31 protein-coding genes and 1 pseudogene are annotated in these 26,357 nt (G+C 41.8%); 16 read left to right on the forward strand and 16 right to left on the reverse strand.

Going from position 1 to position 26,357, the window contains the following annotated elements:
- Positions 1–75: 75 nt before the first annotated feature.
- From pdxH to INP83_RS17795, 3 genes and pseudogenes are all read left to right on the forward strand, one after another.
- Positions 76–726 (forward strand): pyridoxamine 5'-phosphate oxidase, encoded by a 651-nt coding sequence (gene pdxH / locus INP83_RS17785; RefSeq protein WP_219125325.1) that lies wholly within the window; start codon positions 76–78, stop codon positions 724–726.
- Positions 723–1,184 (forward strand): annotated as a pseudogene (locus INP83_RS17790) (NADH-quinone oxidoreductase subunit C); the annotation flags it as partial. The gene pdxH and the pseudogene INP83_RS17790, both read left to right, overlap by 4 nt.
- A gap of 159 nt (positions 1,185–1,343) precedes the next feature.
- The gene (locus INP83_RS17795) at positions 1,344–2,471 is read left to right on the forward strand and encodes an NADH-quinone oxidoreductase subunit D (protein ID WP_255563320.1); all 1,128 of its coding nucleotides are present in this window, start codon (positions 1,344–1,346) and stop codon (positions 2,469–2,471) included.
- A gap of 80 nt (positions 2,472–2,551) precedes the next feature.
- Here the strand turns inward: INP83_RS17795 and mqnC are convergent, their stop codons facing one another.
- Both mqnC and INP83_RS17805 read right to left on the reverse strand, forming a co-directional pair.
- Positions 2,552–3,676, reverse strand: a complete 1,125-nt coding sequence (gene mqnC, locus INP83_RS17800) for a cyclic dehypoxanthinyl futalosine synthase (protein ID WP_146270311.1) — start codon at positions 3,674–3,676, stop codon at positions 2,552–2,554.
- A gap of 177 nt (positions 3,677–3,853) precedes the next feature.
- A complete protein-coding gene (locus INP83_RS17805) occupies positions 3,854–5,344 on the reverse strand; it encodes an ATP-binding cassette domain-containing protein (RefSeq protein WP_219125326.1) in 1,491 nt (496 codons plus the stop codon).
- Positions 5,345–5,766: 422 nt separating this feature from the next.
- Here INP83_RS17805 and INP83_RS17810 point away from each other — a divergent pair, with 422 nt between their 5' ends.
- Positions 5,767–5,934 (forward strand): phosphatidate cytidylyltransferase, encoded by a 168-nt coding sequence (locus tag INP83_RS17810; RefSeq protein WP_146270315.1) that lies wholly within the window; start codon positions 5,767–5,769, stop codon positions 5,932–5,934.
- A gap of 48 nt (positions 5,935–5,982) precedes the next feature.
- On the opposite strand, the gene INP83_RS17815 is transcribed toward INP83_RS17810, so the two are convergent.
- The 5 genes from INP83_RS17815 to INP83_RS17835 all read right to left on the reverse strand — a co-directional run bounded on the left by INP83_RS17815 (position 5,983) and on the right by INP83_RS17835 (position 7,768).
- Complete coding sequence (locus tag INP83_RS17815; RefSeq protein WP_219125327.1) at positions 5,983–6,432, reverse strand: hypothetical protein; 450 nt, start codon at positions 6,430–6,432, stop codon at positions 5,983–5,985.
- Between the two features lie 112 nt (positions 6,433–6,544).
- Entirely contained in the window at positions 6,545–6,745 is a 201-nt protein-coding gene (locus INP83_RS17820) for a hypothetical protein (RefSeq protein ID WP_219125328.1), read from the reverse strand.
- A gap of 148 nt (positions 6,746–6,893) precedes the next feature.
- Complete coding sequence (locus tag INP83_RS17825; RefSeq protein ID WP_219125329.1) at positions 6,894–7,100, reverse strand: hypothetical protein; 207 nt, start codon at positions 7,098–7,100, stop codon at positions 6,894–6,896.
- An 84-nt stretch (positions 7,101–7,184) separates the two neighbouring features.
- A complete protein-coding gene (locus tag INP83_RS17830) occupies positions 7,185–7,379 on the reverse strand; it encodes a hypothetical protein (RefSeq protein WP_219125330.1) in 195 nt (64 codons plus the stop codon).
- Between the two features lie 149 nt (positions 7,380–7,528).
- Positions 7,529–7,768, reverse strand: coding sequence for a hypothetical protein (locus INP83_RS17835; protein WP_219125331.1), 240 nt, complete (start codon positions 7,766–7,768; stop codon positions 7,529–7,531).
- 154 nt (positions 7,769–7,922) lie between these two features.
- Between INP83_RS17835 and INP83_RS17840 the strand changes: the two genes are divergently transcribed.
- The 5 genes from INP83_RS17840 (at position 7,923) to INP83_RS17860 (ending at position 11,797) form a co-directional block, all read left to right on the forward strand.
- Complete coding sequence (locus tag INP83_RS17840) at positions 7,923–8,492, forward strand: RNA polymerase sigma factor (RefSeq protein ID WP_146270327.1); 570 nt, start codon at positions 7,923–7,925, stop codon at positions 8,490–8,492.
- 14 nt (positions 8,493–8,506) lie between these two features.
- Positions 8,507–9,610, forward strand: coding sequence for a S1C family serine protease (locus INP83_RS17845; RefSeq protein WP_219125332.1), 1,104 nt, complete (start codon positions 8,507–8,509; stop codon positions 9,608–9,610).
- Positions 9,611–9,718: 108 nt separating this feature from the next.
- On the forward strand, positions 9,719–10,279 hold the full coding sequence (scpB, locus tag INP83_RS17850; RefSeq protein WP_219125333.1) for an SMC-Scp complex subunit ScpB: 561 nt from the start codon (positions 9,719–9,721) through the stop codon (positions 10,277–10,279).
- 134 nt (positions 10,280–10,413) lie between these two features.
- Complete coding sequence (locus tag INP83_RS17855; RefSeq protein WP_146270333.1) at positions 10,414–10,602, forward strand: hypothetical protein; 189 nt, start codon at positions 10,414–10,416, stop codon at positions 10,600–10,602.
- A 76-nt stretch (positions 10,603–10,678) separates the two neighbouring features.
- Entirely contained in the window at positions 10,679–11,797 is a 1,119-nt protein-coding gene (locus INP83_RS17860) for a GNAT family N-acetyltransferase (RefSeq protein WP_219125334.1), read from the forward strand.
- 27 nt (positions 11,798–11,824) lie between these two features.
- Here INP83_RS17860 and INP83_RS17865 read toward each other — a convergent pair whose 3' ends face one another.
- The 3 genes from INP83_RS17865 to INP83_RS17875 all read right to left on the reverse strand — a co-directional run bounded on the left by INP83_RS17865 (position 11,825) and on the right by INP83_RS17875 (position 14,516).
- The gene (locus INP83_RS17865) at positions 11,825–12,166 is read right to left on the reverse strand and encodes a helix-turn-helix domain-containing protein (RefSeq protein WP_219125335.1); all 342 of its coding nucleotides are present in this window, start codon (positions 12,164–12,166) and stop codon (positions 11,825–11,827) included.
- Positions 12,167–12,244: 78 nt separating this feature from the next.
- On the reverse strand, positions 12,245–13,600 hold the full coding sequence (gene murC / locus INP83_RS17870) for a UDP-N-acetylmuramate--L-alanine ligase (protein WP_219125336.1): 1,356 nt from the start codon (positions 13,598–13,600) through the stop codon (positions 12,245–12,247).
- A gap of 67 nt (positions 13,601–13,667) precedes the next feature.
- On the reverse strand, positions 13,668–14,516 hold the full coding sequence (locus INP83_RS17875) for a universal stress protein (protein ID WP_219125337.1): 849 nt from the start codon (positions 14,514–14,516) through the stop codon (positions 13,668–13,670).
- Positions 14,517–14,690: 174 nt separating this feature from the next.
- Between INP83_RS17875 and INP83_RS17880 the strand changes: the two genes are divergently transcribed.
- Positions 14,691–15,095 (forward strand): Rrf2 family transcriptional regulator, encoded by a 405-nt coding sequence (locus INP83_RS17880; protein WP_219125338.1) that lies wholly within the window; start codon positions 14,691–14,693, stop codon positions 15,093–15,095.
- A gap of 51 nt (positions 15,096–15,146) precedes the next feature.
- Positions 15,147–15,785, forward strand: a complete 639-nt coding sequence (locus tag INP83_RS17885; protein WP_219125339.1) for an NAD(P)-dependent oxidoreductase — start codon at positions 15,147–15,149, stop codon at positions 15,783–15,785.
- A gap of 111 nt (positions 15,786–15,896) precedes the next feature.
- Here INP83_RS17885 and prmA read toward each other — a convergent pair whose 3' ends face one another.
- The 6 genes from prmA to mce form a co-directional block, all read right to left on the reverse strand.
- On the reverse strand, positions 15,897–16,733 hold the full coding sequence (prmA, locus tag INP83_RS17890) for a 50S ribosomal protein L11 methyltransferase (RefSeq protein ID WP_146270345.1): 837 nt from the start codon (positions 16,731–16,733) through the stop codon (positions 15,897–15,899).
- A gap of 139 nt (positions 16,734–16,872) precedes the next feature.
- Positions 16,873–17,637, reverse strand: coding sequence for a triose-phosphate isomerase (gene tpiA, locus INP83_RS17895; RefSeq protein ID WP_219125340.1), 765 nt, complete (start codon positions 17,635–17,637; stop codon positions 16,873–16,875).
- A gap of 70 nt (positions 17,638–17,707) precedes the next feature.
- Positions 17,708–18,910 carry a GlmU family protein gene (locus INP83_RS17900; protein WP_219125341.1) on the reverse strand — a complete coding sequence of 401 codons (1,203 nt, stop codon included), beginning with the start codon at positions 18,908–18,910 and terminating at the stop codon, positions 17,708–17,710.
- 67 nt (positions 18,911–18,977) lie between these two features.
- Positions 18,978–19,226, reverse strand: coding sequence for a type B 50S ribosomal protein L31 (locus INP83_RS17905; RefSeq protein WP_117393014.1), 249 nt, complete (start codon positions 19,224–19,226; stop codon positions 18,978–18,980).
- A gap of 111 nt (positions 19,227–19,337) precedes the next feature.
- Positions 19,338–20,795: a right-handed parallel beta-helix repeat-containing protein gene (locus INP83_RS17910; RefSeq protein WP_219125342.1), complete on the reverse strand. Its 1,458-nt coding sequence runs from the start codon at positions 20,793–20,795 to the stop codon at positions 19,338–19,340.
- A 142-nt stretch (positions 20,796–20,937) separates the two neighbouring features.
- A complete protein-coding gene (gene mce / locus INP83_RS17915; protein WP_219125343.1) occupies positions 20,938–21,336 on the reverse strand; it encodes a methylmalonyl-CoA epimerase in 399 nt (132 codons plus the stop codon).
- A 203-nt stretch (positions 21,337–21,539) separates the two neighbouring features.
- Between mce and INP83_RS17920 the strand changes: the two genes are divergently transcribed.
- The 5 genes from INP83_RS17920 to INP83_RS17940 all read left to right on the forward strand — a co-directional run bounded on the left by INP83_RS17920 (position 21,540) and on the right by INP83_RS17940 (position 26,341).
- Positions 21,540–22,751: an IscS subfamily cysteine desulfurase gene (locus tag INP83_RS17920; protein WP_146270357.1), complete on the forward strand. Its 1,212-nt coding sequence runs from the start codon at positions 21,540–21,542 to the stop codon at positions 22,749–22,751.
- 110 nt (positions 22,752–22,861) lie between these two features.
- Positions 22,862–23,275: a Fe-S cluster assembly scaffold IscU gene (gene iscU, locus INP83_RS17925; protein ID WP_146270359.1), complete on the forward strand. Its 414-nt coding sequence runs from the start codon at positions 22,862–22,864 to the stop codon at positions 23,273–23,275.
- A gap of 137 nt (positions 23,276–23,412) precedes the next feature.
- Positions 23,413–23,739 carry an iron-sulfur cluster assembly accessory protein gene (locus INP83_RS17930; RefSeq protein ID WP_065999069.1) on the forward strand — a complete coding sequence of 109 codons (327 nt, stop codon included), beginning with the start codon at positions 23,413–23,415 and terminating at the stop codon, positions 23,737–23,739.
- A 123-nt stretch (positions 23,740–23,862) separates the two neighbouring features.
- Positions 23,863–24,324: a flavodoxin family protein gene (locus INP83_RS17935; protein ID WP_146270361.1), complete on the forward strand. Its 462-nt coding sequence runs from the start codon at positions 23,863–23,865 to the stop codon at positions 24,322–24,324.
- A gap of 103 nt (positions 24,325–24,427) precedes the next feature.
- Positions 24,428–26,341 (forward strand): long-chain fatty acid--CoA ligase, encoded by a 1,914-nt coding sequence (locus INP83_RS17940; protein ID WP_219125344.1) that lies wholly within the window; start codon positions 24,428–24,430, stop codon positions 26,339–26,341.
- The last annotated feature ends 16 nt before the right edge of the window (positions 26,342–26,357 follow it).

Here is a 26,357-nt window from a genome sequence, read left to right on the forward strand (position 1 = left end):
TGTAAAAATATGTTCATTACCGGTTAAAAAGCAACGGTTGCTTAACATACGGCTCAATTAATTTGTAAGTTTGCAATGATGGAGCAAAAAGATATAGAAAATTTAAGGCAGGATTACGCAGCCGCTTCGCTTAGCGAAAAAGATGTAGATGCCAACCCGGTAAGGCAGTTTGATAAGTGGTTTAACGAGGCTATAAACGCTAAAGTTTACGAACCAAACGCCATGACACTGGCTACCGCCACACCCGATGGCCGCCCATCTGCAAGAGTAGTGTTGTTAAAAGGCTTTAGCGATGACGGGTTTAAATTTTACACAAACTACTTAAGCCGCAAAGGCCGCGAGTTGGCAAAAAATCCAAACGCTGCCTTGGTATTTCTTTGGGGCGATATGGAGCGCCAGATACGCATTGAGGGCACCATCGAAAAACTGGATAAGTGGTATTCAGAAAAATATTTTCACTCGCGCCCCAAAAAGAGCCAGATAGGTGCTGTTGCCTCGCCGCAAAGCCAGGAAATAGATGGCCGCGAGCAACTTGAGGCCCGCATGCAGGAATTGGAAGCACAATATGCAGACAGTGAAGTACCAAAACCTGCTCATTGGGGTGGTTATATTTTAAAACCGCGAATGATAGAGTTTTGGCAGGGACGCCGAAGCCGACTGCACGATAGGATAGTTTATAAAAAAACAGATAATAAAAACTGGAAAATAGTACGCCTGGCTCCATGAGTTTTGATGATATTAAAGACCTGTTGACAGCCAAATTTGGCAACGAAGTAATTGTTGGCGAAGAGCGTACCGGCCTGCAGCCTGCCCTGCTTATACAGCCTAACCGCATTGCCGACGTTTGCCTGGAGCTGCGCGACAATCCTAAAACCTACTTTGATCTGCTTAATTGTTTAAGCGGCGTAGATTACGGTGTTGCAGCCAACCGTTTTGGTGTTGTTTATCAGCTTACATCTATTCCATACAACCTGCACATTACCCTCAAAGTAAGTGAAGAGAACGACAGGAACGAATATCAGTTACCCACCTTTCCTACCCTTTCGCATGTTTACGCTACTGCCGACTGGCACGAGCGTGAGGCATACGACCTGGTAGGTATTTTTTTTGAGGGACATCCCGATCTGAGGCGCATTTTGTTACCTGATGATTGGGAAGGCTACCCTTTGCGTAAGGATTACGTAGCTACCGAATATTATAAAGGTATCCCTATCGAATATCCGGTACAGCCAAAGGATACTGTAGAAAAGGTAAGCTATAAAGTTGCTGAAGATAAAAATCCTAAATACCAGGAAGCTTTAAAACGCTATGAGCAAAAAATAGTCGATGCTTCGGTTGAGGACATGATCCTGAACATGGGCCCGCAGCACCCATCTACACACGGAGTTTTGCGTTTGGAGTTGATAACCGATGGAGAGATCGTAAAAGAGGTTATCCCGCATGTGGGTTACCTGCACCGTTGCTTTGAAAAACATGCAGAATCGCTAACCTATCAGCAAACCATCCCTTTTACCGACAGGATGGATTACCTGGCATCTATGAACAACGCCCATGCCTGGGTAATGGGTGCCGAACGCATGCTGGGTATAGATAAAGATATCCCGAAACGTATAGAATACATCCGCGTGCTGGTTTGCGAATTGAACCGTATTGCATCACATTTGATAGCCATAGGCACCTACGGTATCGATATAGGCGCATTTACGCCTTTCCTGTGGTGTTTCCGCGACAGGGAACACATAATGGGGATGCTGGAATGGGCTTCGGGCTCACGAATGCTGTATAATTACATTTGGGTTGGCGGTTTATTTTACGACCTGCCGGTAGGCTTTGAGGAGCGTTGCCGCGAGTTTGTAGATTATTTTAAGCCCAAAATGGTTGAGTTGAACCAACTGTTAACCGATAACCAGATATTCATTAGCCGCACCGCAAACGTGGGTATACTGCCCCTTGATGTTGCTATAAACTACGGCTGTACCGGCCCTGTATTACGAGGATCGGGCTTGCGGTATGACCTGCGCCGTGTAGATGGTTACTCGGTTTACCCCGAGCTTGATTTTGAAGTACCGATAGGTACTGGCAAAATGGGCACCACAGGCGATTGCTGGGACCGTTATAAGGTGCGTGTCGATGAGATAGACCAGTCGCTGAGAATTATTGAACAATGCCTGGACAGATTACAAAAAGAGCTTAAGCGCACACCAGATTTTGACCCGCGGGCAAAACTGCCCCGCAAACTTACCCCTAAAGCTCAGGATTTTTATTTGCGTGCCGAGGGTGCTAAAGGCGAATTAGGTTTTTATTTTATCCACGATAACGAACGCTCTGAAATACCTTTTCGCGTTAAAGCCCGCGGACCAAGCTATAACAACTTATCAGTTGTGCCGGCTATAAGCAAAAATGTGATGATAGCTGATGTAATTGCCATCATCGGTTCTATAGATTTTGTATTAGGAGAAGTAGATAGGTAACACCAAACATGCTCGTAAATAAAAAACGCCTGATAGTATCGTTAATATTATCAGGCGTTTAAGCTTTTTATAAGTGCAGGTTAGTAATCTATCACCTGTTCTTCAATCTCAGCAGGCATATCTCTCCAATCATATTTTTGCGTGCGTAACTGCGGTTCAAAGCCGGCTTCTCGGATAGAGTCCTGGATACCTTTTGCTGTAAAGCGGTGGGGTGCTCCAGCAGCAGATACCACGTTCTCCTCGATCATTATCGAACCAAAATCATTTGCACCTGCGTGTAAACATATTTGTGCAACCTGCTTACCTACCGTTAACCATGATGCCTGTATATTTTTAACGTTTGGCAGCATAATGCGGCTTAAGGCTATCATGCGGATATACTCATCGCCGGTTACGTTATTGGTAATGCCGCGTACTTTTCTAAGCAGTGTACCATCATCCTGGAACGGCCAAGGGATAAATGCAATAAAGCCATGGTTACCTTCAGGTTTTTCTGATTGTACCTCGCGGATCCAAACCAGGTGCTCAAAACGCTCCTCAATGGTTTCAATGTGGCCGAACATCATGGTTGCCGATGTTGGCAAATTTATCTGATGCGCTGCGCGCATTACATCCAGCCATTCTTTACCACCACATTTACCTTTTGATATCAGGCGGCGTACGCGGTCGTTCAATATCTCGGCACCTGCACCGGGCAGCGAATCTAAACCCGCTTCCTTCATGGCGCTGAGCACATCAATATGGCTCATTCCTTCCAGTTTCGCCACGTGCGCAATCTCCGGTGGGCCCAAAGAGTGCAGTTTCAGTTTAGGATACAGCTCTTTTAACTGGCGAAATAGCGTAGTATAAAACTCCAGGCCAAGATCAGGGTGGTGGCCGCCTTGCAATAGTAACTGGTCGCCGCCGTAGCGGAAGGTTTCTTCTATCTTGCGTTTGTAGGTTTCAATATCCGTAATGTAGCTATCCTCGTGCCCCGGGCGACGGAAGAAATTACAGAACTTACAATTGGCAATACATACGTTGGTTGTGTTAACGTTACGGTCTATCTGCCAGGTAACCTTACCATGCGGCACCTGTATCTTACGCAGTTGATTGGCCACGTTCATCAGGTCGGCAGTTGGGGCATTATGATAAAGGTAAACACCTTCCTCAATGCTTAAAAAATCAAATGCTAAAGCACGCTGCAACAGATCCGCTGTATTCATATTACAAATATACGCTGTGCGAGGTGAAAGGCGAAAGGTAGAGGGTGAAAGGTTACATTAAGCTGTCGGAATCAGAATTTTCATAATAAAAGAATTCTCAGAATTTTTCTCAGTAACATAAAGGTTTTAAGATGCACTTTTTATTCTGCTAATTCTAAAATCCTTGAAATCCTGATCTCAGACAACCTTCCCCTTATCCAGTTTCAAAACCTTACTCACACTATCTGGAATTTCGTGCTGGTAGTGGGTTACGTAAATGAGCGTAACATTGCTATTGTCGCAAATAGCGTCTACCACCGCTTTAAAATGTCTTTGCTGATGCTCGTCTAAACCCTGGCAGGGTTCATCGAAGATCAAAAGTGCAGGGTTCTTTATAAGCGCCCGGGCCAGCAGGCAAAGGCGTTGTGCGCTGGCCGGTATATTCTTTAGCAGGCTTCGGCTATATTTTTCTATCTCCAGCGCTTTCATCCATTCAAGCACCAGATCAGCGCGCGATTTGATGCTGGGCCTGAATAATCCCAGCGTATCATAAAAGCCACTCTCTATTACCTTCAGGCACGAACTGTCTGCAGGGAAGTATTGGTAAAGTTCGGGCGATACAAATCCTATCTTGCTTTTTATATCCCATATGCTTTCCCCGGTTCCCCGTTTACGGTCAAAAAGCACAATGTCGTTAGCGTAAGCCTGGGGGTTATCGCCGTTTATCAAACTCAACAACGTAGATTTCCCGGCTCCGTTAGCCCCGAGCAGCGCCCAGCGATCGGCGGTTTTGATCTGCCAGTTAATGTTATCCAATATTACTTTATCGCCATAGCTGATATGTATATTTTTCATATCAACCACCTTATCGTATTGATGAATGTCCTTAAAAAGGCTGATAAGATCAGTAAGCGCTTTGGTTTGAACCTCAGGTTCGAGTTCAACTCCAACATATTCTGCTTCAAAAGCCTTTTTTGTCATTTGCTGTTCTGCAATTCCATCGGCCATTATCAGCACGTTGGTGATAACAGATGGGATCTCTTTTGGCGAGGTAGCCATTATCAAATGAATACCGGACGCTACTATTTCTTCGAATAAACGGTTAAAATACGCCCGGGTATCAACGTCTAAACCCGTTAACGGATTATCAAGCAATAATATTAGCGGGTTCTTCACCAAGGCTGCAGCGATCATCAGGCGTTTGGTTTCGCCATTAGATAGTTTAATGATCTCCTTATCGGCCAGGTGGTTTAAATTAAGTTCGTGGATAGTTTTATCGATATCCCAGTAAGTTGGTTTATGATCGTTCACCTTAATGGCCTGCAAGTACTTCCTGGCAGTTAGCGTATCTTCAGAATCAGACGAATTATACCGCTGCTGATAATAAAGGTCATTGGTGTTTGATAAATTTTTGAAGTGATGTTTGGCACCAGCAAAAGCAATAAACTGCTGCGGATTTGTATAACGATCTTCAGCGGGTAGAAACTTTAAAAAAACATAATCAATGCTGCCGCTGCTTAAGCCGATGTTGCCTGCAAGCGTTTGTAATAAAACGCTCTTACCAGAACCACTTTTCCCTACAATGGCCCAGTGCTGGGCGTTATCTAATGTAAAATTGAGTCCGTTGAAAAGCCTGTTGCCTGCTAATGTTAGCGAAATGTTGCAGGCACTCAACAAAGTGTTTTCCATGCCGCCCAAATTACTATTAACTTTTATAGCTACATTAAAAACTTTGATATGAGTGAATCAGGCAATGATTTTTTCACTTCATCCACTTTTTTAAAAAGTTATCAACATTTCTTGTTATTTAACTTAAACTATTAATAGATTAGTAAATCTCTATGATCTACTGCCAATTTGAGAGGTTAACCAATTAAATATTAGTTTTGTAATTAACCCCCCTAAATTATTTTTGCTATGGAACTTTTGTTATCAGCTTTAGAAGTACTTGTTCCGATGAGCCTGGCTGCCATTGCGGTTGTATTAATTGCCGTACAATTTTTACCGGTTGAACGTGCAGAGATTGAAGATTAACCTAACCTGAACCATTTTTGCTGCATGGTCTGATTATTGTATTGTTGGATTATCATAAATCTTTACAATCCTCTACCATGAAAAAGTTAAATTTATTAGCGCTTGCCCTATTGGTTTTTGCCTTTAGCGGATGCGAGGTTATTGGCGGAATTTTCAAAGCCGGCGCTGCAGTGGGCATCATTGCGGTCATCGTAGTAATAGTTATCATCATCTGGATCATTTCGGCATTCAGAGGAAGATCATAAATATTACATAAAAAAGCCTCTTAATTTCTTAAGAGGCTTTTTTGTATACTATCGGGCAGGTTTTCCATCTATTGTAATTGCCTTAACAAGCCAACTTCGGTTATCTGCCCAGTCCCCGCCCTGGTAAGACATATCTGTTTGCCAACTCATCTTTACAGTTTTACCGCTACTATCTTGTGTGCTAACGTTTGACATGATAACGTAACTGTTTTTAGCAGTATCAATATTTGAGGTAAAATCACTTTTAGGGAAAACAGATGTTTGCGGCAGCAGCAATTTGTTGTTGACAAAACGCTTAGCCACTTCATAAGCTTCCTTTTCGTTTGGCTTAAGGTTTACATGCACCCTTTTGTTCTGAAAAACACGTAACATAAATAACGCAAATATCATCGCCCCAACTATGCTAAAAATAGTTGCTGTGCGTATATGCGGGTGTTTGCGCCAATGGATGGCTTTTTTTTCTTCATCAGTAAGTTTTTTCCAGTCGGCGTATCTCATAATCTCAAGCTTAAGCAATAAACAATTCTACAAGCCATTGTTTTAAAAATAGAGACATAAAAAAAGCCCCCTGGCAAACCCAGGGAGCTTTTTTGTTTTGCTAAAAGCGATATTACATTTTTTTAGTAGTATCTTTTTTAGTAGTGTCCATCTTAGTGGTATCCATTTTAGTGGTGTCCATTTTAGCAGCAGTGTCCATTTTGGTAGTATCAGCAGCAGAATCAGCTGAAGATGATGAACCAGAACCTTTACAAGCAGCTGCAGAAACAGCGATAGCTAATGCTAAGAAAGCAACTTTGAATGAATTTTTCATTGTTTTGTTTTTTAAGTGATTTAACAGTTTTTCAAGTGTTAATACCCAAAAACAAAAAAGGTAACCCATAAGAGTTACCTTTTTTTTAAAACTTAAAAAACTTAAAAATTAACAATGTAATTTTTAGGTATTTAACCTACCGGTTAAATTATTTTTTAGTTGTGTCTTTCTTAGTTGTATCAACTTTAGCAGTAGTATCAACTTTAACGGTAGAATCAACTTTAACAGTTGAGTCAACTTTAACTACTGTATCAGCAGTTGAGTCAGCTTTTGAACCTGAACCTGAACCTTTACAAGCAGCAGCAGAAACAGCGATAGCTAAAGCTAAAAAAGCAACTTTGAATGAATTTTTCATTTTTATGTTTTTAATTAGTTGTGAAGTATCTTATTCTTTGTAAGGCTTAATACCGCCAACTAAAAAAGGTAACCCAACAAATAATTATTTTTTTACTGAATCTTTTTTGGTGGTATCTGTCATGCCTGAATCAACCTTTGCAGCGCTATCTCTTTTTGCAGAATCAACTGCAGCGGTAGAGTCAACAGAGTCGCCTGAGGTTTTCTTAGCCGGATCGCATGCAACAGCGCTGATAGCTATCCCTGCAGCCACAAACGCTAATTTTAATGTCTTTTTCATTTTTAGTTTTGTTTTGTTGTTTAGCATTAATGGTCGGTTAATGAAAAAGGTAACCCATTCAGATATAAAAAGTCAAAAAATCAAAAACCAAAATTGAATATCAGAAACAAAAAAGCCGGAGGCATTGCTTCCGGTTTTTTATTGATGTTTTACATTTTCTTTTTGGTTGTGTCAGTGGCCTTTACAGTATCTGTTCCGCCTGAGCCGCTGTTATCTGCACTGCTATCTATCCCTGCGCCAGATCCGTTCCTGCCAACGGTTTTGCCTACGGCGGCGGTATCATCTGTGCGGGTACTATCCGGTACGTGGGTTGAATTGTTACCTTTGCAGGCGGCAAATGAAATTGCCATCGCAGTTGCAAGGAGACCTGTCCTCAAAAAAATTTTCATAAGTTAAAGTTTTAGTTTAGCAGGAAGCGTTCAAAATTGATGCCGTTTAAGGATTCCAAGAGCCGAAACTAACAATGGCATAAAAGCGTTAGCCCATAGCCGTAATTATTTTTGATTTTATTGGGTTACTATTCAATATAAAAAGTATTAAAGAGTGAATAATCAGTTAAATGTGGAAATACCGTCAGACAGTGAAGTGATCATCGGGATACTGAACAACTCTGATAGTGTTTTAAAAAAGCTTTACCTGGCCTATTTTCCAATGGTTCTGCAGCTTATCGTCAACAACAACGGCGATGAAGATGAGGCCAAGGATATTTACCAGGAAGCCATTATAGTTCTTTACAATAAAATAAAGCGTGGCGATTTTGAACTGAGCAGCAAGCTTAAAACGTATATCTATTCGGTATGCAGGCGTTTGTGGCTCAAGCGGCTTAAACAAATGAACCGCTACGCCGGTGGCGACATCAAAGACTTTGAAGAGTTTTTACCTGTTGAGGAAGAAGTTGAACGCCATGAGGAACGCGACTTACAGATTAGTAAAATGGGCGAAGCCCTTAAATTATTGGGCGAACCTTGTAAAACTATAATGGAAGATTTTTATATGCACAACCGCAGCATGCAGGATATATGCGAAAGGTTTGGCTATACTAATGCTGATAATGCAAAAACGCAGAAATATAAATGTCTGCAAAGGCTGAAAAAACTGTTTTTTCAGCAATAAAATAAGTGATGACCATGAGGGATAATCAACTTTTAGAAATGATAGAACGTTACCTTGGGGGAGAAATGACCCTGCAGGAGCGTGAAGAATTTGAGGCGCTGCGTAAAAAAGATGCTTCCATCGATGTTAAGATGGCTGAGCATAAAGATTTTACGTCGCTGATAAAACAATACAATGAGCGTAAAAAACTGGAGACACGCCTGAACGCCATCCACCAGGAGATAGATGTGCACACACTGAAAGAAGACCTGATGGCACATCCATCATGGATAGTTCAAATGTGGCGTAACCACCATTCAAAAATATCTGTAGCAGCTTCGGTAGCTATCCTGGCTATTCTGCTTACACTGTTCATCACCGGTGACCTGAGTAATAAAGATCCACGTTATATTCAATTAAAGCGTGAGGTTGATAAGATTAAAGGCCGCACAGAGCAGCTTAACACTAAAACCGATAAGATCATTAAAGATGGTAAAGCCAACGGCCCTACTATTAATGCTAAGTTTAAAGGCACCGGTTTCGCTATAACCGGCAATGGTTACATCGTAACCAACTTCCACGTGGTTAATGGCGGCGACAGTGTTTATGTACAAAACGATGCAGGCGAATCATTCCATACAAAAGTTATCTATACCGATCCGGATAACGACCTTGCATTTTTACAGATCACCGATCCTGCATTTAAAAACTTAGGCCCTATACCCTACACCTTCAAAAAATCTAAAAGCGATTTAGGTGAAGATGTTTATACTTTGGGCTATCCTGCTAACGATGTTAAACTTTCGCCGGGTGCAGTAACAGGCTCTACAGGCTTTAAGGGCGATAGCACAGAGTACGAACTTTATATCCCGATAAACCCAGGCAACAGCGGCGGCCCGTTATTGGATAGCAAAGGCAATATCATAGGTGTAATCAACGGCAAACAGACCGAAACAACCGGCGTGGGCTTCGCTAAAAAATCAAACTATCTGCTTAAAGCTATTGAAAGTATCCCCGGCGATTCACTTTCAAAAGCGCTTAGCCTTAACACCAAAAATACAATGGCTAATTTGAGCCGTACACAGCAAATTAAAAAGCTGCGTAACTATGTGTTTATGGTGAAAGTATACAACCAGTAAAAATCAACAATCATCTATATTAAGGGTGAAGCATTAATTTGCGTCACCCTTTTTTGTTTTAGCGCCAATTTAAAGTCGTTTTACTATTTTCGGGCTTAGTTTAATCGTGTGGAAAACATAGAACAATATATAGAGGCTTTAATATTTGCATCAGAACAGGGTATCCGCACAGAGGAGATCATGTACTGCCTGCAAGCCAGCTTTGAGCGCGATTTCACCAGTGATGAAATTGAAGCAAGTGTTGCAGCTATCGCCAAAAAATATAGTAGTAACGATTTTGCCATTGAGGTTGTGAAGATCAACAACGGCTATCAATTCCTCACTAAAAAAAGCTACCATACCGTTGTGAGTTTATTGCAGATACAGCGCTCAAAGAAAAAACTAAGCCAGGCTGCTTTAGAGACCCTGGCAATAATTGCCTACAAGCAACCGGTTACCAAAACAGATGTAGAACAGATACGCGGCGTTAACTGCGATTATTCTATACAAAAACTATTGGAAAAGGAGTTAATTGCAATTACGGGCAAGTCTGATGCTATTGGTAAACCTATTTTATACGGTACCAGCAACATGTTTATGGATTACTTCGGCATTAACAACATCAGCGAACTACCTCAACTTAAAGATGTTAGCTCAGAAGAATCAAGTATTGGGGAGCAAGCAGAATAAATTGAAAAATGATTTTTATTAAATCGGTTTTTACTTATTTTTACTCCTGTAAACGCTGCGGGTTGGCAGCTTTTTAGCAAAACAATAAACAACAGATCAATTTAGAAAAGTTTTAAAACGTAAAACATTTTAAGATGGCAACTCCGAAAAAACCTTCTACAAAAAAAATTAGCGACGAGGATGATGATGACTTTGATGATGAGCCAGCATCAGGTAAAAAAGCTGTCGATGAGGACGACGACTTTGATGAGGATACGCCATTAGACGATGATCTGGGTGGTTTTGATTCTTATGACCCTTATGATGACGAAGACGACGATTAATTATCGTTGCCATCTTATAAGCGAAGCACTTTGAAATTCTCAGGGTGCTTTTTTTGTATCTTACCATCCAGCTCCTATGAACATTACCGAAGTAAAAAGTAAAGCCGATAAAACGGCATTTTTAAACGTTGCACGCATTATTTACAAGGATGATCCAAATTGGGTTTGCCCCTTGGACAACGATGTTGAGGCCGTATTTGATCCGCAGCGAAATAACTTTCATAGCCATGGATGCGCTACCCGGTGGGTACTGCGTAATAATAAAGGTGATCTGATAGGACGCATTGCGGCATTTGTTAATAACGAGAAAGCCTATAAAAACGAGCAACCAACCGGTGGCTGCGGTTTTTTTGAATGCATTGATGATCAGGACGCTGCTTTTTTGCTATTTAATACCGCAAAAGCCTGGTTACAGCAACAGGGCATGCAAGCCATGGATGGACCCATCAACTTTGGCGAGAACGATAATTTTTGGGGACTGTTGGTTGAAGGGTTTATCCCTCCTTCTTACGGGATGAACTACCATCTCCCGTATTATAACGCCTTATTTAAGGCTTATGGCTTTGATACTTTATACGAGCAGATCACTAACCATTTAGATGTTCATAAGCCGTTTTCAGAAAGGTTCACTAAAATTGCTAACTGGGTAATGGCCAAACCAGGCTATACGTTTGAGCATTTCAAATTATCCCAACTTGAAAAATTTGCTGCCGACTTTATAGAGATATACAATGATGGCTGGCAAGACTTTGATGGTTTTGTGCCTATAACGCATCAAACCATTATGGAAAGCCTTAAGCAGATGAAGCCCATAATGGACGAAAAGCTGATCTGGTTTGCCTATGTAGACGGTGAACCCGCCTCGTTCATCGTGATACTGCCTGATGCCAATCAAATGATAAAGCCATTGAATGGCAAGCTTAACCTTTGGGGCAAGCTAACATTTATTTACCGCAAATGGCGCGGTGTAACGCGGATGCGGGCAATAGTTATGGGCACAAAGCAAAAGTTCCAGAAACATGGGCTGGAATCGTGCCTGTTTATTAAGCTTAAAGAATACGTTTTGCCGCTGAAGCAGTATGACGAACTTGAGCTATCATGGGTGGGCGACTTTAATGATAAGATGATCGCTATTCATCAGGCGGTGGGCGCAACCTTCGCAAAAAAGCACTTAACCATGCGGTATAAATTTTAACCGCCCCGGGGAAAGGGGCATTAAAACTTATGCAGTAACTTTCTTGTGCCTTAATTCTTCAAAAAGTTCGATAACTTTCTTTTGCAGATCAATAACTTCGGTTTCGCGATCCATCAACTTCTTGTTAACACTTTCTAACTCGCTGGCCATTTTTTGATCTTGCTCTGTTTCGTTGTAAGTAAGCAACTGCACAACAGACATTTCAAACAATACTGCTATTTGCTCTAAACGAGATAGATTGATATCAGTTATACCAGTTTCAATTTTTGAAAAGGCAGGGATAGAAATGTCTAAACGTTTAGCTACTTCTTCCTGGCTCCAGCCTCTTTGGTGGCGCAATAAGCGAATTTTTTTTCCGAGTGTCTTCATATAAAGTTAATTAGTTAAGGTTTCTCAATAGTTAATAAAGTTACAATTTTTTTATTAACAAACTAATAACCAATAAATTTATAATAAATTATTTTTTAACAATAATAAATCAATACCACCAAAATTACCACTACTCATCATCAATAAGTTAGCATTATTAATATCTAACTGTTGTAAATGATACAGCAGATCTGATGGGTTATTAAAAAATAATAAGTTATTATTTGCAAAGGCATTCTTAACCGTTTCTGCCGGGTAAGGTTCCATTTTCTTTTGTTCAAATGTTTTGCGGTCTATGAAAACAATAGCTTCATCGGCTTTATCCAATGTACCTGCATATTCATTTAAAAAATCCTTGTTTAAGCTGCTAAAGGTGTGCAGTTCAATACAGGCGATCAGTTTCCGATCAGGAAACTGCTTTTTTACCGCATCAATAGTAGCCGTAAGCTTAGATGGAGAATGTGCAAAATCCTTAAAAATAGTGCTGTTGTTGTTACTGCCAATAACCTCTAACCTGCGCGCTGCTCCTTTAAAGGAACTGATGTGCGTGTAAAACTCATCTGCATTGATATCCAATGCCTCGCATACTAAGCGGGCAGCCTGCATATTTAACAGGTTATGCTCGCCAAATACCTGCAGCTCATAGCTTTTGCCATTAACGTTTACACTTGTAACACCGTTGTTTATAGAATAATCGGGCAGGTTATAAGGTAGCTTCTCAGCACCATCTGTTAAGCTGCCAACCATTTTATTTAGCACATCATCCGCCTGGCAATAAATAAGTTTGCCATTTGGCTCTATGATATCGGCAAATATTTTGAACTGATCTATGTAATTCTCAAATGTTGGGAATACGTTGATATGATCCCAGGCAATACCGCTGATAACACCAATGTTAGCTTTATAAATATGAAACTTTGGCCTCCTGTCAATCGGCGAAGCAAGGTACTCATCACCTTCTATCACCATCACAGGTGCATCGTGGCTTAAGCCAACCATGGTTTCAAAACCTTCTAACTGTGCACCAACCAGGTAGTCAAACTTTTTACCAGCCTGCTGCAGCACATGTAATATCATGCTGGTGATAGTAGTTTTACCATGGCTGCCGCCAATAACCACACGCAGCTTATCTTTAGATTGCTCGTAAATGTAATCAGGGTAAGAGTAAATTTTAAGTCCTAATTCCTGCGCCTTTAGCAGTTCAGGATTATCGGCACGGGCATGCATCCCTAAGATAACAGCATCCAGATCATTGGTGATCTTTTCGGGATCCCAGCCTTCCTGTGCAGGCAGTATATCATATTTTTTTAAGCGTGAGGCCGATGGCTCAAACAAAACGTCATCAGACCCGGTAACAATAAAGCCCTTTTTATGAAGGGCAATTGCCAAATTGTGCATGGCACTGCCACCAATAGCTATAAAGTGTACTCTCATTTGTAATAAGGCTGCAAATAAACACAAAAAGGTTTATCATAGCAATTAAATTTATTAACCCGTTAAGCTATTTTAATAACAATACCGGCACCGGTGAACTGGAGGCCAATTGTTGCGATATACTACTGTGGATAATTGACCTGAAGAAGCTGTATTTGTGCGGTAATGCTATCACAATTTCGGCATGTTTTTCTTCTGCAAAGTTTAGCAAACCCTTTATCACATCCGGCGAGTTTATAAAGTGGTAAGTAGGCTTGTAAGTTTGCAGCATACCCTTTAATGTAGTCTCTTCGGCCAATTGTTCGGCATCGTTACTGTCATGCTTATTATCAGCATCAATGTTCACTACCAGCAACTCGAAATTTTGCTTACCCAATAACTTATGCAGCACATCAACCGGTACGTTCTCCTTAACCTTTTTGAAATCACAGGCAATAATGGCGCGCTCAACCTTGCGGTATTTAAATGCAGGCGGTATAACCATAACAGGCACCGGACTGGCTTTTGATATGCCTATAACATGGCTTCCTAAACCTTCCCCTTCTGCACTACTGTTACCTACGCTGCCAATGATAACCAGATCGGCATTATAAGCCTCTACCCTATCAACCACCGCGCGCACCAAATGCGAACGATTTACCCACACATCTATCTGCACGCCTGCCCTTACTAACTTTTCTAACTTGTGCTTAAGCTTGTTAAGGTTAGCGTGGCGCTCATCCAGGCTCTCCAATATCTCCTGCTCGCGCAGCATTACCATATCAGCATTAGGTAATAGCTCTTCGTAAGGCGAGATATAATAAGCATTTAGCAAAATGATACGTTCCACGTTAGTTTGGTTACTTAACCTGGCAGCAAAGTCGGCGGCATTGAAAGCGGCCTCAGAAAAATCAACTGGTACGAGGTAGGTTTTCATAATGGAATATTTAGCGCCGGTTCTTGCAACCGGCAGTCAATGTGTCAAACATACGCTTTGTAACATCAAGGTTTGTCAAAACGATTTCATAAAATATAACGCATAAATTTAGCTATTGCTTTTTCAATTTAACACACTACATTTGTACTGTAATAATTTTTATTACATATAAATATGAACGGACGATTCTCCATAGCTATGCATATCATGACGCTGCTTTGCGCGGACGATAACCTGCAATCGTCTGATTATTTGGCGGGCAGCATCAATATAAACCCGGTGCTGGTTCGTAAGGAGCTTAGCAACTTGCTTAAACATGGGCTTATCAACAGTCAGTTAGGTAAAAATGGTGGTTACAGCCTGGCTAAGCCTATTAACGAAATTACCATAGCAAGCATTTATAAAGCGGTTAAGCCCAATGCTATTTTGGGGCAGGCCAAAAATGAGCCTAACCCGGCTTGCCTAATCGGTAAACAGATCAACAGCCATTTAAAGGCCTTGGATGCAGAAATTGAGCAGGTGATGGTTAATAAGCTGGGCAACACCACCCTTGCCGAATTTTATAAAAAATTCGACTAAAAAAATTTAAAAAAATCTGTAACAAAATAAATTACAATTAAAACAACAAACATGAAAGTAGCAATTATTGGGGCCACTGGCTTTGTAGGCCCGGAGTTAGTAAAAGAAGGTATTTTACGTGGATACGAGGTAACTGCCATTGCCCGCAATACCGATAAAGTTGAGAAACAGGCCGGCGTAACCGCTGTATCGGCAGATGTTAATGATGTAGATGCATTGGCTTCTGCATTATCTGGCCATGATGCTGTGATCAATTCCTTTAACGCAGGCTGGACCAACCCTAACCTTTATAACGATTTTCTGCAAGGTTCAAAAAACATACAGCAGGCGGTTAAAAAAGCAGGCGTTAAACGTTTTATAACCATTGGTGGTGCCGGCAGTTTATTTATAGATGGCAAGCAATTGGTAGATTCTCCGGAATTTCCGAAAGAATATTATCCTGGTGCTTCTGCTGCCCGCGACTACCTTACCGAACTGCGCAACGAACAGGAGTTAGATTGGACCTTTCTTAGCCCCGCTATCAACCTGCACCCAGGTAAACGTACCGCTGAGTTTCGCATAGGCACGGAAAGCCCTGTGTTTAATGCTGAAGGTAAATCGGATATATCAACTGCCGACCTTGCCGTTGCCATATTTAACGAGCTGGAAAATAACCAGTTTATAAAACAGCGTTTTACCGTAGGTTATTAACAAAATCGTCATGCTGAATTTATTTCAGCATCTCATCAGCCGAGCGGATATGAATGTCAACTTAGCAAGTGAGATGCCGAAATAAATTCGGCATGACGCATGTAGTTATTTCTAAAGCACAAACTTTGCTGCCACCCAGTCTTTGTCTTTTTTGTGGGTGATGTACTTAAGGTCGTATTTACGGGCTTCTTCAGTGATGATGTCCAGATCGGGCGACTCATAAAAACCGCTGAAGTAGATCTCGCCGCCTGGCTTTAATACCCGTGCATAGCTATCCATTTGATCAAGCAGGATGTTGCGGTTAATATTGGCCAGTATAATATCGTATTGTTCGGCAGGGATAACTTCCTTTGAACCACAAATTGCCTTGATATTGTTTACGTGGTTTAGCGCCGCGTTTTCAATGGTGCTTTCATAACAAACCGGATCGTAATCGATAGCTGTAAGATCCGCTGCGCCTAATTTTGCGGCCAGGATAGCCAATATGCCGGTTCCGCAGCCCATATCCAACACCTTTTTGCCAGCAAAATCGTTCTCCAGCATCAGCTGCATCACCATGGCAGTAGTTTGATGATGCCCGGTACCAAACGCCATCTTAGGGTCGATGACTATCTCGTATGGAAACTCGGGCTTAGCTTCATGAAAGGTAGCACGCACGAATACCTGGTCGCCTATTTGTATGGGTTCAAAATTGCTTTCCCACACCTCGTTCCAATTTTTTTGAGGAATCAGGGTAACCTCGTAACTAAAAGTGAACATCTCACGATAAGGCTCCAATGCCTCATCTAATACCTGCTGGTCAAAATCATCCACAGGAATGTAAGCCTTAAAGCCGAGGTCGAGTTCCTCAAAAGTATCAAAACCTATTTCCCCCAAGGCAGCTATCAGCAAATCTTGCTGATAATCCTCAGTAGTAATGGTTGTGAAAAGCAGCTCGTAGTAATTCATTATTGAAGTATCAAGTACACAGTATCAAGTAGCAAGACAAATATCGCCTTTGTACCCGATTAGAATTCATTTAAAACATCAAGTAGCAAAATATCACAGCATCTTGATACCTGATACTTGCTACTTGATACCAAAAGAATTAATTAAACGCTTTTACGATGTCTGTAAAGTCGCGTGATTTAAGTGAGGCGCCACCGATAAGGCCGCCATCAATATCCGGCTGAGCGAAAAGTTCAGGGGCGTTTTTAGCATTACAGCTACCACCGTACAGTATGGTGGTATCGTCAGCAACCTGCTGACCGTATTTTGCGGCCAGTTCCTGGCGGATAAAGGCATGTATCTCCTGCGCTTGTTCTGATGTTGCAGTAACACCGGTACCGATAGCCCAAACCGGCTCATAAGCTAAAACTATCTGAGCAAATTTGTCGGCATCTAAATGATAAACGCCCTCTTCAAGCTGTGTTTTGATGATATTGAAGTGTTGGCCAGCTTCGCGCTCCTGTAAGGTCTCACCGATACAAAAAATGGGCTTTAAGCCGTTAGCTAATGCTGTATCTGTTTTTTGAGCAAGCAACTGGTTGGTTTCGCCAAAGTACTGGCGGCGCTCGGAGTGGCCCAAAATAACATAAGTTGCACCAACCGATTTGATCTGTTTTGCAGATACTTCGCCGGTGTAAGCGCCGCTTTCAGCCTGGTGGGCATTTTGTGCGCCTATTGACACACGGCCATTACCCTTTGCTAATTTCGCAAGGCTATGTAAATGAATAAACGGACTGCAAACCACCACTTCCTGAGCACCGGTTGCTTCGTCTTTAACCATATTTAGCACTTCAGAGAAAAGCGATAAACCTTCGTTATAATCAAGGTTCATTTTCCAGTTTCCGGCTACAATGTTTTTTCTCATGTTGTTTTTAGTTCATAGACTATGGTTGATAGTTCATAGCCTTTAGTTAATAAATATTTAGGTAGCTACGTTAATTATTAACGCAACCGTTTAGTTCTCTAAGTTCTTTGGTCAGGTTAAAAACCTCGGTAAGTATTTGCTTCTCAGCATCGTTAAAAGCACGATGTTCTCTGCGAGCGAAAACTCTTTCCGTAGTTTCCATCATTTTATTGTAGGCATACTCCTCTAAACCTTCGGCACCGCCCCATGAAAAATCAGGGATAAAGTTTGGCGGATATCCGCCACCAAAGACATTGCTACCTACGCCCACCACCGTACCGGTGTTAAACATGGTATTAATACCGCATTTAGCATGATCGCCCATTACCAGGCCGCAAAACTGCAAACCGGTTTTACGCATGCTTTGCGATGCATAATCCCATAACTTTACTTCTGCGTAGTTATTTTTAAGGTTAGAGTTATTGGTATCTGCACCTATGTTACACCACTCGCCCACTATAGAATTACCGAGGTAGCCTTCGTGGCCTTTATTTGAGTATCCCCATAGCACAGCGTTATTAACCTCGCCGCCCACACGGCAATACGGACCAACCGTGGTGGCGCCGTATATTTTAGTACCCATTTTAATCTGCGAATTTTCGCACAATGCAAACGGGCCACGGATGTTGGTACCTTCCCAAACCTCTGTTTTAGCAGAAAGATAAATAGGGCCGTTGAGGGTGCTGAACGTACAACATTCGGCAATGGCACCTTCTTCGGCAAAAAAATCGTTACCTATGATGGTATTGGTACTGCTCATAACCGCGCTTGTACGGCCTTTGGTAAGCAGGGTAAAATCTTTACGTAGCTCTATATCGTTCTTCTTGAAAATATCCTCAGGAAACTTTATCGTAACCGGGATACGCTCATGAATAATTGGATCCGGATAAACCTGTTGCGCTCCAAACCCTTTGGCATCATCTGCATTTAAGCGTACTGCTACCAGCTGATTACGGTAAGTTATGGATTGGCCTGTCTCTAATTTGCTCACCTCTTCAATCAAAGCTTCATCAGGGCAGTATGATCCGTTAATAAACAGGTTGTCATCGGTTATAGTAACCGGAAATTTGGCCTGTAAATATTCTTCGGTAAGGAATGAGGATGTCTGATCAAGATGTTTTTCCCATTTTTCGGCTATAGTTAATATACCAATGCGCAGATCGGCAACCGGGCGGGTGTATGTTAAAGGTAAAAGTGTGTTGCGGGCGTTATCGTCAAAAAGAATAATGGCCATGGGTCAAAAATAAAAAAAGTCCCCTGCTTTTGGCGGGGGACCATTGAATATTTTGTTAAGATACCAATTACTTTTTGTTGTAACGGCTGCGGAATTTGTCGATACGACCCGCAGTGTCAACCAACTTCATTTTACCAGTATAGAACGGGTGTGAAGTGTGTGATATCTCTAATTTTACCAAAGGGTATTCGTTACCATCTTCCCATGTAGTTGATTCACGGGTATCGATGCATGATTTAGTGATGAAAGAATAGTCGTTAGACATATCTTTAAATACAACTAATCTATAGTTTGATGGATGCAGATCTTTTTTCATGTTCTTATATTCTTTCCTCTCAAAAGAGGCGCAAATGTAATCAAAAATATTAAATGTAAAAAGCTGTTAGCAAAAAAATATCAACATTTGCATTCAGTTAAATTTACAATCTTACTTAAAGGTAGTTGCACCAATATCAAAAGCACCGGCAATTGCACGCTTAACGCCGTAGTAATCATACGATACACCATAGGCATAAGCGTTTGCACCAGCCTTTGATAATGGCGACCCAGCCTGTAAATGGTAATTACCGCCTGCAAAGTTTACGAATTTGCAGGTATTTACATCGTCATTAACATAATTGTTGGATGCGGTAAGCTTTACATCGCTATTCATGCGATGGATGGCCTGCCCCGATCCTGGCCTTATAATTACATTGTTCACCACCACATTCATCGGGATAGTGGTAGAATTTAACTTAACACCATCACCTTTAGGTTGAACGATTGTATTATTTAAAAACCTGAAATACGGCCCAGGCGTGTATCTCGAATCGGCAAATATGCCATGTTCACCGGCATTGATGACGTAATTGTTATATACGGTATTATCGCCCAAGCCCAAAACGATGATACCATTACCCGGTGCATCTTTAACCAAATTATTAAAACATTTACCGCCCGTGCCCTCGCCTATTTGTATGCCGTTATTTTGCCCGCTTGCAAAAGGCGACCTGCCCGGAGAAAGAACCGTATTATAGTACACTTCACATCCCGAGGTTGCACTGCCTATCTGTATCCCCTCGCACCCTGAAGAGAAGATCGTGTTTTTATACACTTTCAAATTTTTAACATCGTGTGGTATTACCTTGCCGCAAGACGTAGACACACCATCCTGGTAGAACGAGTTGCCTATGTAAATCCCTTCACCCCCGGTATCATGGATGTAATTGTGATGGATTTTAACGTTGGCCATTGTAAAATTACCGCGCCAGGTTGCCTTATCACAAGATGGGTCTGTTTTAGCCATGATGCCTGCAAAACCGCTATTTTTCACTTCTATGTTCGATATCTCGAAATCAGATGAGAGATCATCCATAGTTACGCTGATATTGCCACCATCCATTACAAAGCCATAATAAGTGCTGCTTACGCCTGTACCAAGCACCTTGAAATTTTTACAATTTTGGGTCTTGAAAACATAGGAGGCCGTCTTGGCTGCAGAAAACCTCACCTGCCCACCTTTATTTACGATAATCACCGGCTGAGACGCTGTCCCTTTGATGTTCTTAAGCAGCAACGCACCGCGGGTACCGGCTGGTATATAAATTATAGCTCCGGCAGGTAAAGTAGAACCATCTATCATCCATTGCGATGGCTGTACGGTTATGGTAGTAGTTATGGCATTTATAGCACGCAGGCCGGCGGTTGTATCGGGCAGGTCGAGATCTGTAGAAGGATCAATAACTGCTTCACCAGCGCCGGGTGCTGTAGTATCTGCTTTAGTAGTACCTTCTTGTACTACACTTAGTGGCTTATCAAATTTAATGTTGGGTTTAGCGCACATCATTAACGAAAAGGCCAGCAACGGTGCAGCCAGTGCAGTTAACATTTTCTCAGGAAGTTTCATCGCTCAAGTAGATTAATAGGGGATTTTATAATCTGTTCCAGTCCACAAGACCTTATACGTAAAACTTTACGAGAAGTTGCCTACGCGATAATTATTGATAATATTTTGCTGCTTTTTAAACGAGAGTTTGGATCTGGCAAAATCAGATCGACTGGCAAAGTTCGACCAAGACACCGTTTGCACTTTTAGGATGCACAAAACAAACCAGCTTGTTATCTGCGCCGCGCTTGGGCTCATCGTTCAATAAAATAAATCCTTCGGCTTTAAGGCGTTCCATTTCGGCTTTGATATCGGTGACATCAAAGGCAATGTGATGTATACCCTCACCTTTTTTGGCAATGAATTTTGCAATAGGGCTATCCGCGTTGGTAGTTTCAAGCAGCTCTATCTTATTGGGGCCGCTTTGCAAAAAAGCTGTTTTAACGCCTTCGCTTATAACTTCCTCAATCTTGTAAACACCTGTATTCAATAGTTTAGCATAAACGTCGCCGGCAACCTCAATACTGTTTACGGCTATGCCGATGTGCTCTATCTTGTTCATTTTACCGAAGGGCGATTTAGTGAATTATTGAGTGTGTGAATGGTTTTTTAATGTTTAGCTTTATGCTTTTAGCTTTAGCCTTTCACCTCTTGTACTGCCATGTCCAAATATTGTAAATAAATGGCATCTTAAAGCAATTTATAGCTGGCAAAAGATGCAAAAGTAAAACTTTGCGTATATTTGTATTGTTTAAAAATTACTGCATGAACATCCCAATTTATTTAGATAACAACGCAACTACGCCAATGGACCCAAGGGTTCTTGACGCTATGCTGCCTTACTTTACCAACAAATTTGGTAATGCTGCAAGCCGTAACCACCATTTTGGATGGGTGGCCGAAGAAGGCGTTGATTATGCTCGCGAGCAGGTTGCAAAGTTGATAGGTGCAAGCGAAAAAGAGATCATCTTTACTTCGGGCGCTACCGAATCTGATAACCTTGCCATCAAAGGCGTGTTTGAAATGTATAAAGATAAAGGCAACCACATCATAACAGCGGTTACCGAACATAAGGCTGTTTTGGATGCCTGCAAACACGTAGAGAAATTGGGTGGAAGAGTAACTTACCTGCCTGTTAAGGAAGATGGTTTAGTTGACCTTGCCGTGCTTGAAGCTGCCATGACACCTGAGACCATTCTGGTATCTATTATGTATGGTAACAACGAGATCGGTGTTATACAACCGGTTAAAGAAATTGCCGCAATTGCCCACAGACATGGTGCTTTGTTCATGACAGATGCTACCCAGGCAGTTGGCAAAATACCAGTTGATGTAAACGCAGATGGTATCGACCTTTTAGCTTTATCAGCACATAAAATGTATGGCCCTAAAGGTGTAGGTGCTTTATACGTACGCCGTAAAGGACCACGTGTTAAAGTTACTGCCCAAATGGACGGTGGTGGCCACGAGCGCGGTATGCGTTCCGGTACCCTAAACGTTCCGGGTATTGTTGGTTTGGGCAAAGCATGTGAAATTGCCGGCCAGGAAATGGAATCAGAGGCAAAACGCCTTTCGGGCTTGCGCGATAAATTGCAAAATGCATTAACCGTGCTGGAAGAAAGTTATGTTAACGGTAACGTTGACCACCGCTTGCCACATGTAGCCAACATATCATTTAAATATGTTGAGGGCGAAGGTTTGATGATGGCCATGAAAGATCTTGCAGTATCATCTGGCTCTGCCTGTACTTCGGCTTCTTTAGAACCATCATACGTGTTAAAAAGCCTGGGCTTAAGCGATGATCTGGCACACTCTTCAATCCGTTTCGGTTTAGGCCGTTTCACAACTGAAGAAGAAGTTGACTACGCCATTGAGGTAACTAAAAAAGCGGTTACCCACCTGCGCGAACTTTCACCACTTTGGGAAATGTTTAAAGAAGGTATCGACCTTAACTCAATTGAGTGGGCAGAACACTAAGATAGATTGGTAAATATGCAAATGTGCTAATGTGCAGATGCTTTGAAATATTATGTACGATTAAGTAAGATGTCTTTTGACTTTTTACTTTTGACTTTAAACTTAAGAAAATGGCTTATTCAGATAAAGTAATTGATCATTACACTAACCCGCGTAACGTGGGTACGTTAGATAAAAGCAGCCACAAGGTTGGTACCGGCCTTGTAGGTGCCCCTGAGTGTGGCGACGTAATGCGCCTGCAAATTCAGGTTGATGATAACAACATCATCACCGATGCAAAATTTAAAACCTTTGGTTGCGGTTCGGCTATCGCTTCTTCGTCTTTAGCTACAGAGTGGCTTAAAGGTAAAAGCGTTGACGATGCAATGAAAATAGACAATATGGATATTGTTGAAGAGCTTGCATTGCCACCGGTTAAAATTCACTGCTCTGTTTTGGCAGAAGACGCCATCAAAGCTGCCATTAACGATTTCCGCGTTAAAAATGGCATGGAGCCGATTGAATTAGAAAAATCACATCACTAATTAATCTTAGTGATTAGAGATTGGTTGATCAGAGATTAGTTTTTAAATCTGGTTAACCAATCATATTGATAACATTATTCAGAGAAAGATTTAATCTGAAAACTAATCTCTAATCTCTGGTTAACTAATCAACTAAAATGGTAACTGTAACTGATAAAGCAAAGTCAAAAATTGAACACCTGATGCAGGATAGCGGGCTTGATGCCTCCTATTTTCTGCGTGTGAGTGTACAGGGTGGCGGCTGCTCGGGCTTGTCATACAATTTGGATTTTGACAACGAAGAGAAAAAGGGCGACCAGTTTTTTGAAGACAAAGGCGTTCGCATGGCTTTAGATATGAAGTCTTTTTTATACCTGGCCGGCACTGAACTTGATTTTAGCGATGGCCTTAACGGTAAAGGCTTTAACTTCCATAACCCCAATGCTACCCGTACATGCGGTTGCGGGGAGAGTTTTTCTGTTTAAGCCTCATCCCACCCCCCTCCACCGAAGAAGGAGGAAGTATAAAGCGTTAAATTTTAACGGTTTATTAATAAATATTTCGAAAAAGGTTGACTATATTTAGATAGTCAACCTTTTTTGTTTGCTATGGAAACCAAACCCCTCGTTATACTGGGCAGCAACCGTAAAAACAGCCTTACCGAATCTATCACCCGTAAAGCATTAGGTGATGCGGATTTCGACCTGATAGACCTGCTTGACCATACCATTGTCCATTATAATTACGATGGCAACTACCCGGCTGCCGATGAGTTTGATAATATCATCAACAGCATACTCCCGTACGATAAAATTATTTTTGCAACGCCGGTATATTGGTATAGTATGAGCGGCGTGATGAAAGTTTTCTTTGACCGTCTTACGGATCTTATCACCATAAAAAAAGAGCTTGGCCGCAGCCTTAAAGGTAAGCATGCATCTATGATAGCCGTTGGCGCCGATCCTACCATCCCGGATGGTTTTGAAGTTCCATTTAAACACACCGCCGCTTATTTAGGCATTCAGTATGACGGTTGCATTTACTATGCAACTGAGCCGAAAACGGTTTAAGGTTTACTATTAACCTTTCAATTTAATATTGTTACGTTAACAGCTTACATATTCATTCCGAATTATTTAGATTTGTTATTACGAATAACCAATTTTAAACTGAATGAGTAGCGTAGCTGAGCAATCAACTATACCCGGCCTTATCCGAAATATAGTAGCTAATATCCACCCCGAAACGCAAACTTTCCTGATATATAAGGTAAAAGATGCCTGGGTTGAGATCTCCTATAAGGAAGCATTTGAAAAAATAGATGCTATATCAGCGTGGTTCTTAAGCATTGGCATCAATAAAGGCGACCGCCTGGCACTTATCATAGAGAACGGCCCTGATTATGTTTATTACGATCAGGCTTTGCAGCAAGTGGGTGCCATCAACACGTCCATCTACCCTACGTTATCTGAAGCAGAGATAAAATATATATTAAACGATTCGGAAGCTAAAACCATTATCACTGGCAACCCATTCCTATGCCGTAAAGTGCTTAAGATCGCCAATAATTGTTCGGCGTTACAGTACATATTACCTGCTTTTGATGATTATCAAAAATTCACCGATAAGCTGGAATTAAAAGCAAAGGTTGTTGGTTTTAAGGATGTGATCGAGCAAGGTAAATCGTTGATCAGTAATTACGGCCAGGCTATTAAAGATGCCCGCGCTGCTGTAGAGCCGGCAGACCTTTCCTGCCTCATTTATACATCGGGCACTACAGGCACACCGAAAGGCGTTATGCTGAGCCATTACAACCTGGTGGAGAATTGCCGTACCAGTTTACTGCAACTACCCATCATTGAGAAAACGGATATGTTCTTGTCATTCCTGCCGTTATCGCACGTATTTGAGCGTACAGCAACTTACTACATCTGTTTAACAATGGGCTGCCAGATAGCCTTCGCCCAAAGTCTTGATCTGTTGGCTCGCAACATGGCCGAAGTGAGGCCTACGGTAATGTGCTGTGTACCGCGTCTTTTAGAGCGGATACATGACCGCGCCATGAAGAACGGTTTATCTGCCGGAGGTGTAAAAACAAAGATATTTAAATGGGCATTATCAACGGGCCGCAAACGCCGCTTGCTAAGCGAGGCCAACAAAAAACCCGGACTGCTGTTAGGCCTGCAACTAAAGCTGGCCGAAAAGTTAGTTTTCAGCAAGATCAAAGAAAAAACCGGTGGCCGGTTAAAAGTATTGTTATCCGGCGGTGGCGCTTTACCTAAAAACATTGGCGAGTTCTTTGGCGATATTGGCATCAAGCTGCTTGAGGGTTTCGGCTTAACCGAAACCTCACCTGTGATGGCGGTAACGGAAAATGACCGTATCATTTACGGTACTGTTGGCCGCATTATACCGGGTATTGAGGTGGCTATACAACATGTAGATACCAAAGAGATCTACACTATACAAACACATGATAACTTTAATCCTGATTTTACCAGTGAGGAGGGCGAGATCATCGTGCGCGGCCATTGCGTAATGCAGGGCTACTGGAAAAAGCCTGAGGAAACTGCCAATGTGATAGATCCTGACGGTTGGTTTCACACAGGTGATATCGGTCGCTTCTTCCGCGGTAACCTGCAGATCACCGACAGGCTTAAAAATATGCTGGTGAACGCTTACGGTAAAAACGTATACCCTACACCCGTAGAAAACAATTATTTAAAAAGCCCTAAAATAGAGCAGATATTTTTGATTGGCGATAAACGTGAATACATTACCGCTATTGTAGTTCCATCGCGTGAAGCGCTGCAGGAAACCTTTAAGATGAAGGATGATTACTTTGAGAAACCAGAGTTATTCATTGACGAAAAAGAAATAAACGATTGGATAGGCCAGGACATCAAACGCCTATCCACAGACCTGGCTAAATTTGAGCGTATCAAAAACTTCAAGGTGAAGCGCACACCTTTCAGCATGGACGCAGGTGAGATTACTCCTACTCTAAAAGCAAAACGCAAAGTGATTGAAAAGAAATACGCCGATGCAATAGACGAGCTTTATCTGCAGGAAACGGAGGAAGATTAATATGAAAGCCCCGCAG

The organism is Mucilaginibacter sp. 21P (assembly GCF_019331605.1).
GTDB classification, from domain to species: domain Bacteria; phylum Bacteroidota; class Bacteroidia; order Sphingobacteriales; family Sphingobacteriaceae; genus Mucilaginibacter; species Mucilaginibacter achroorhodeus.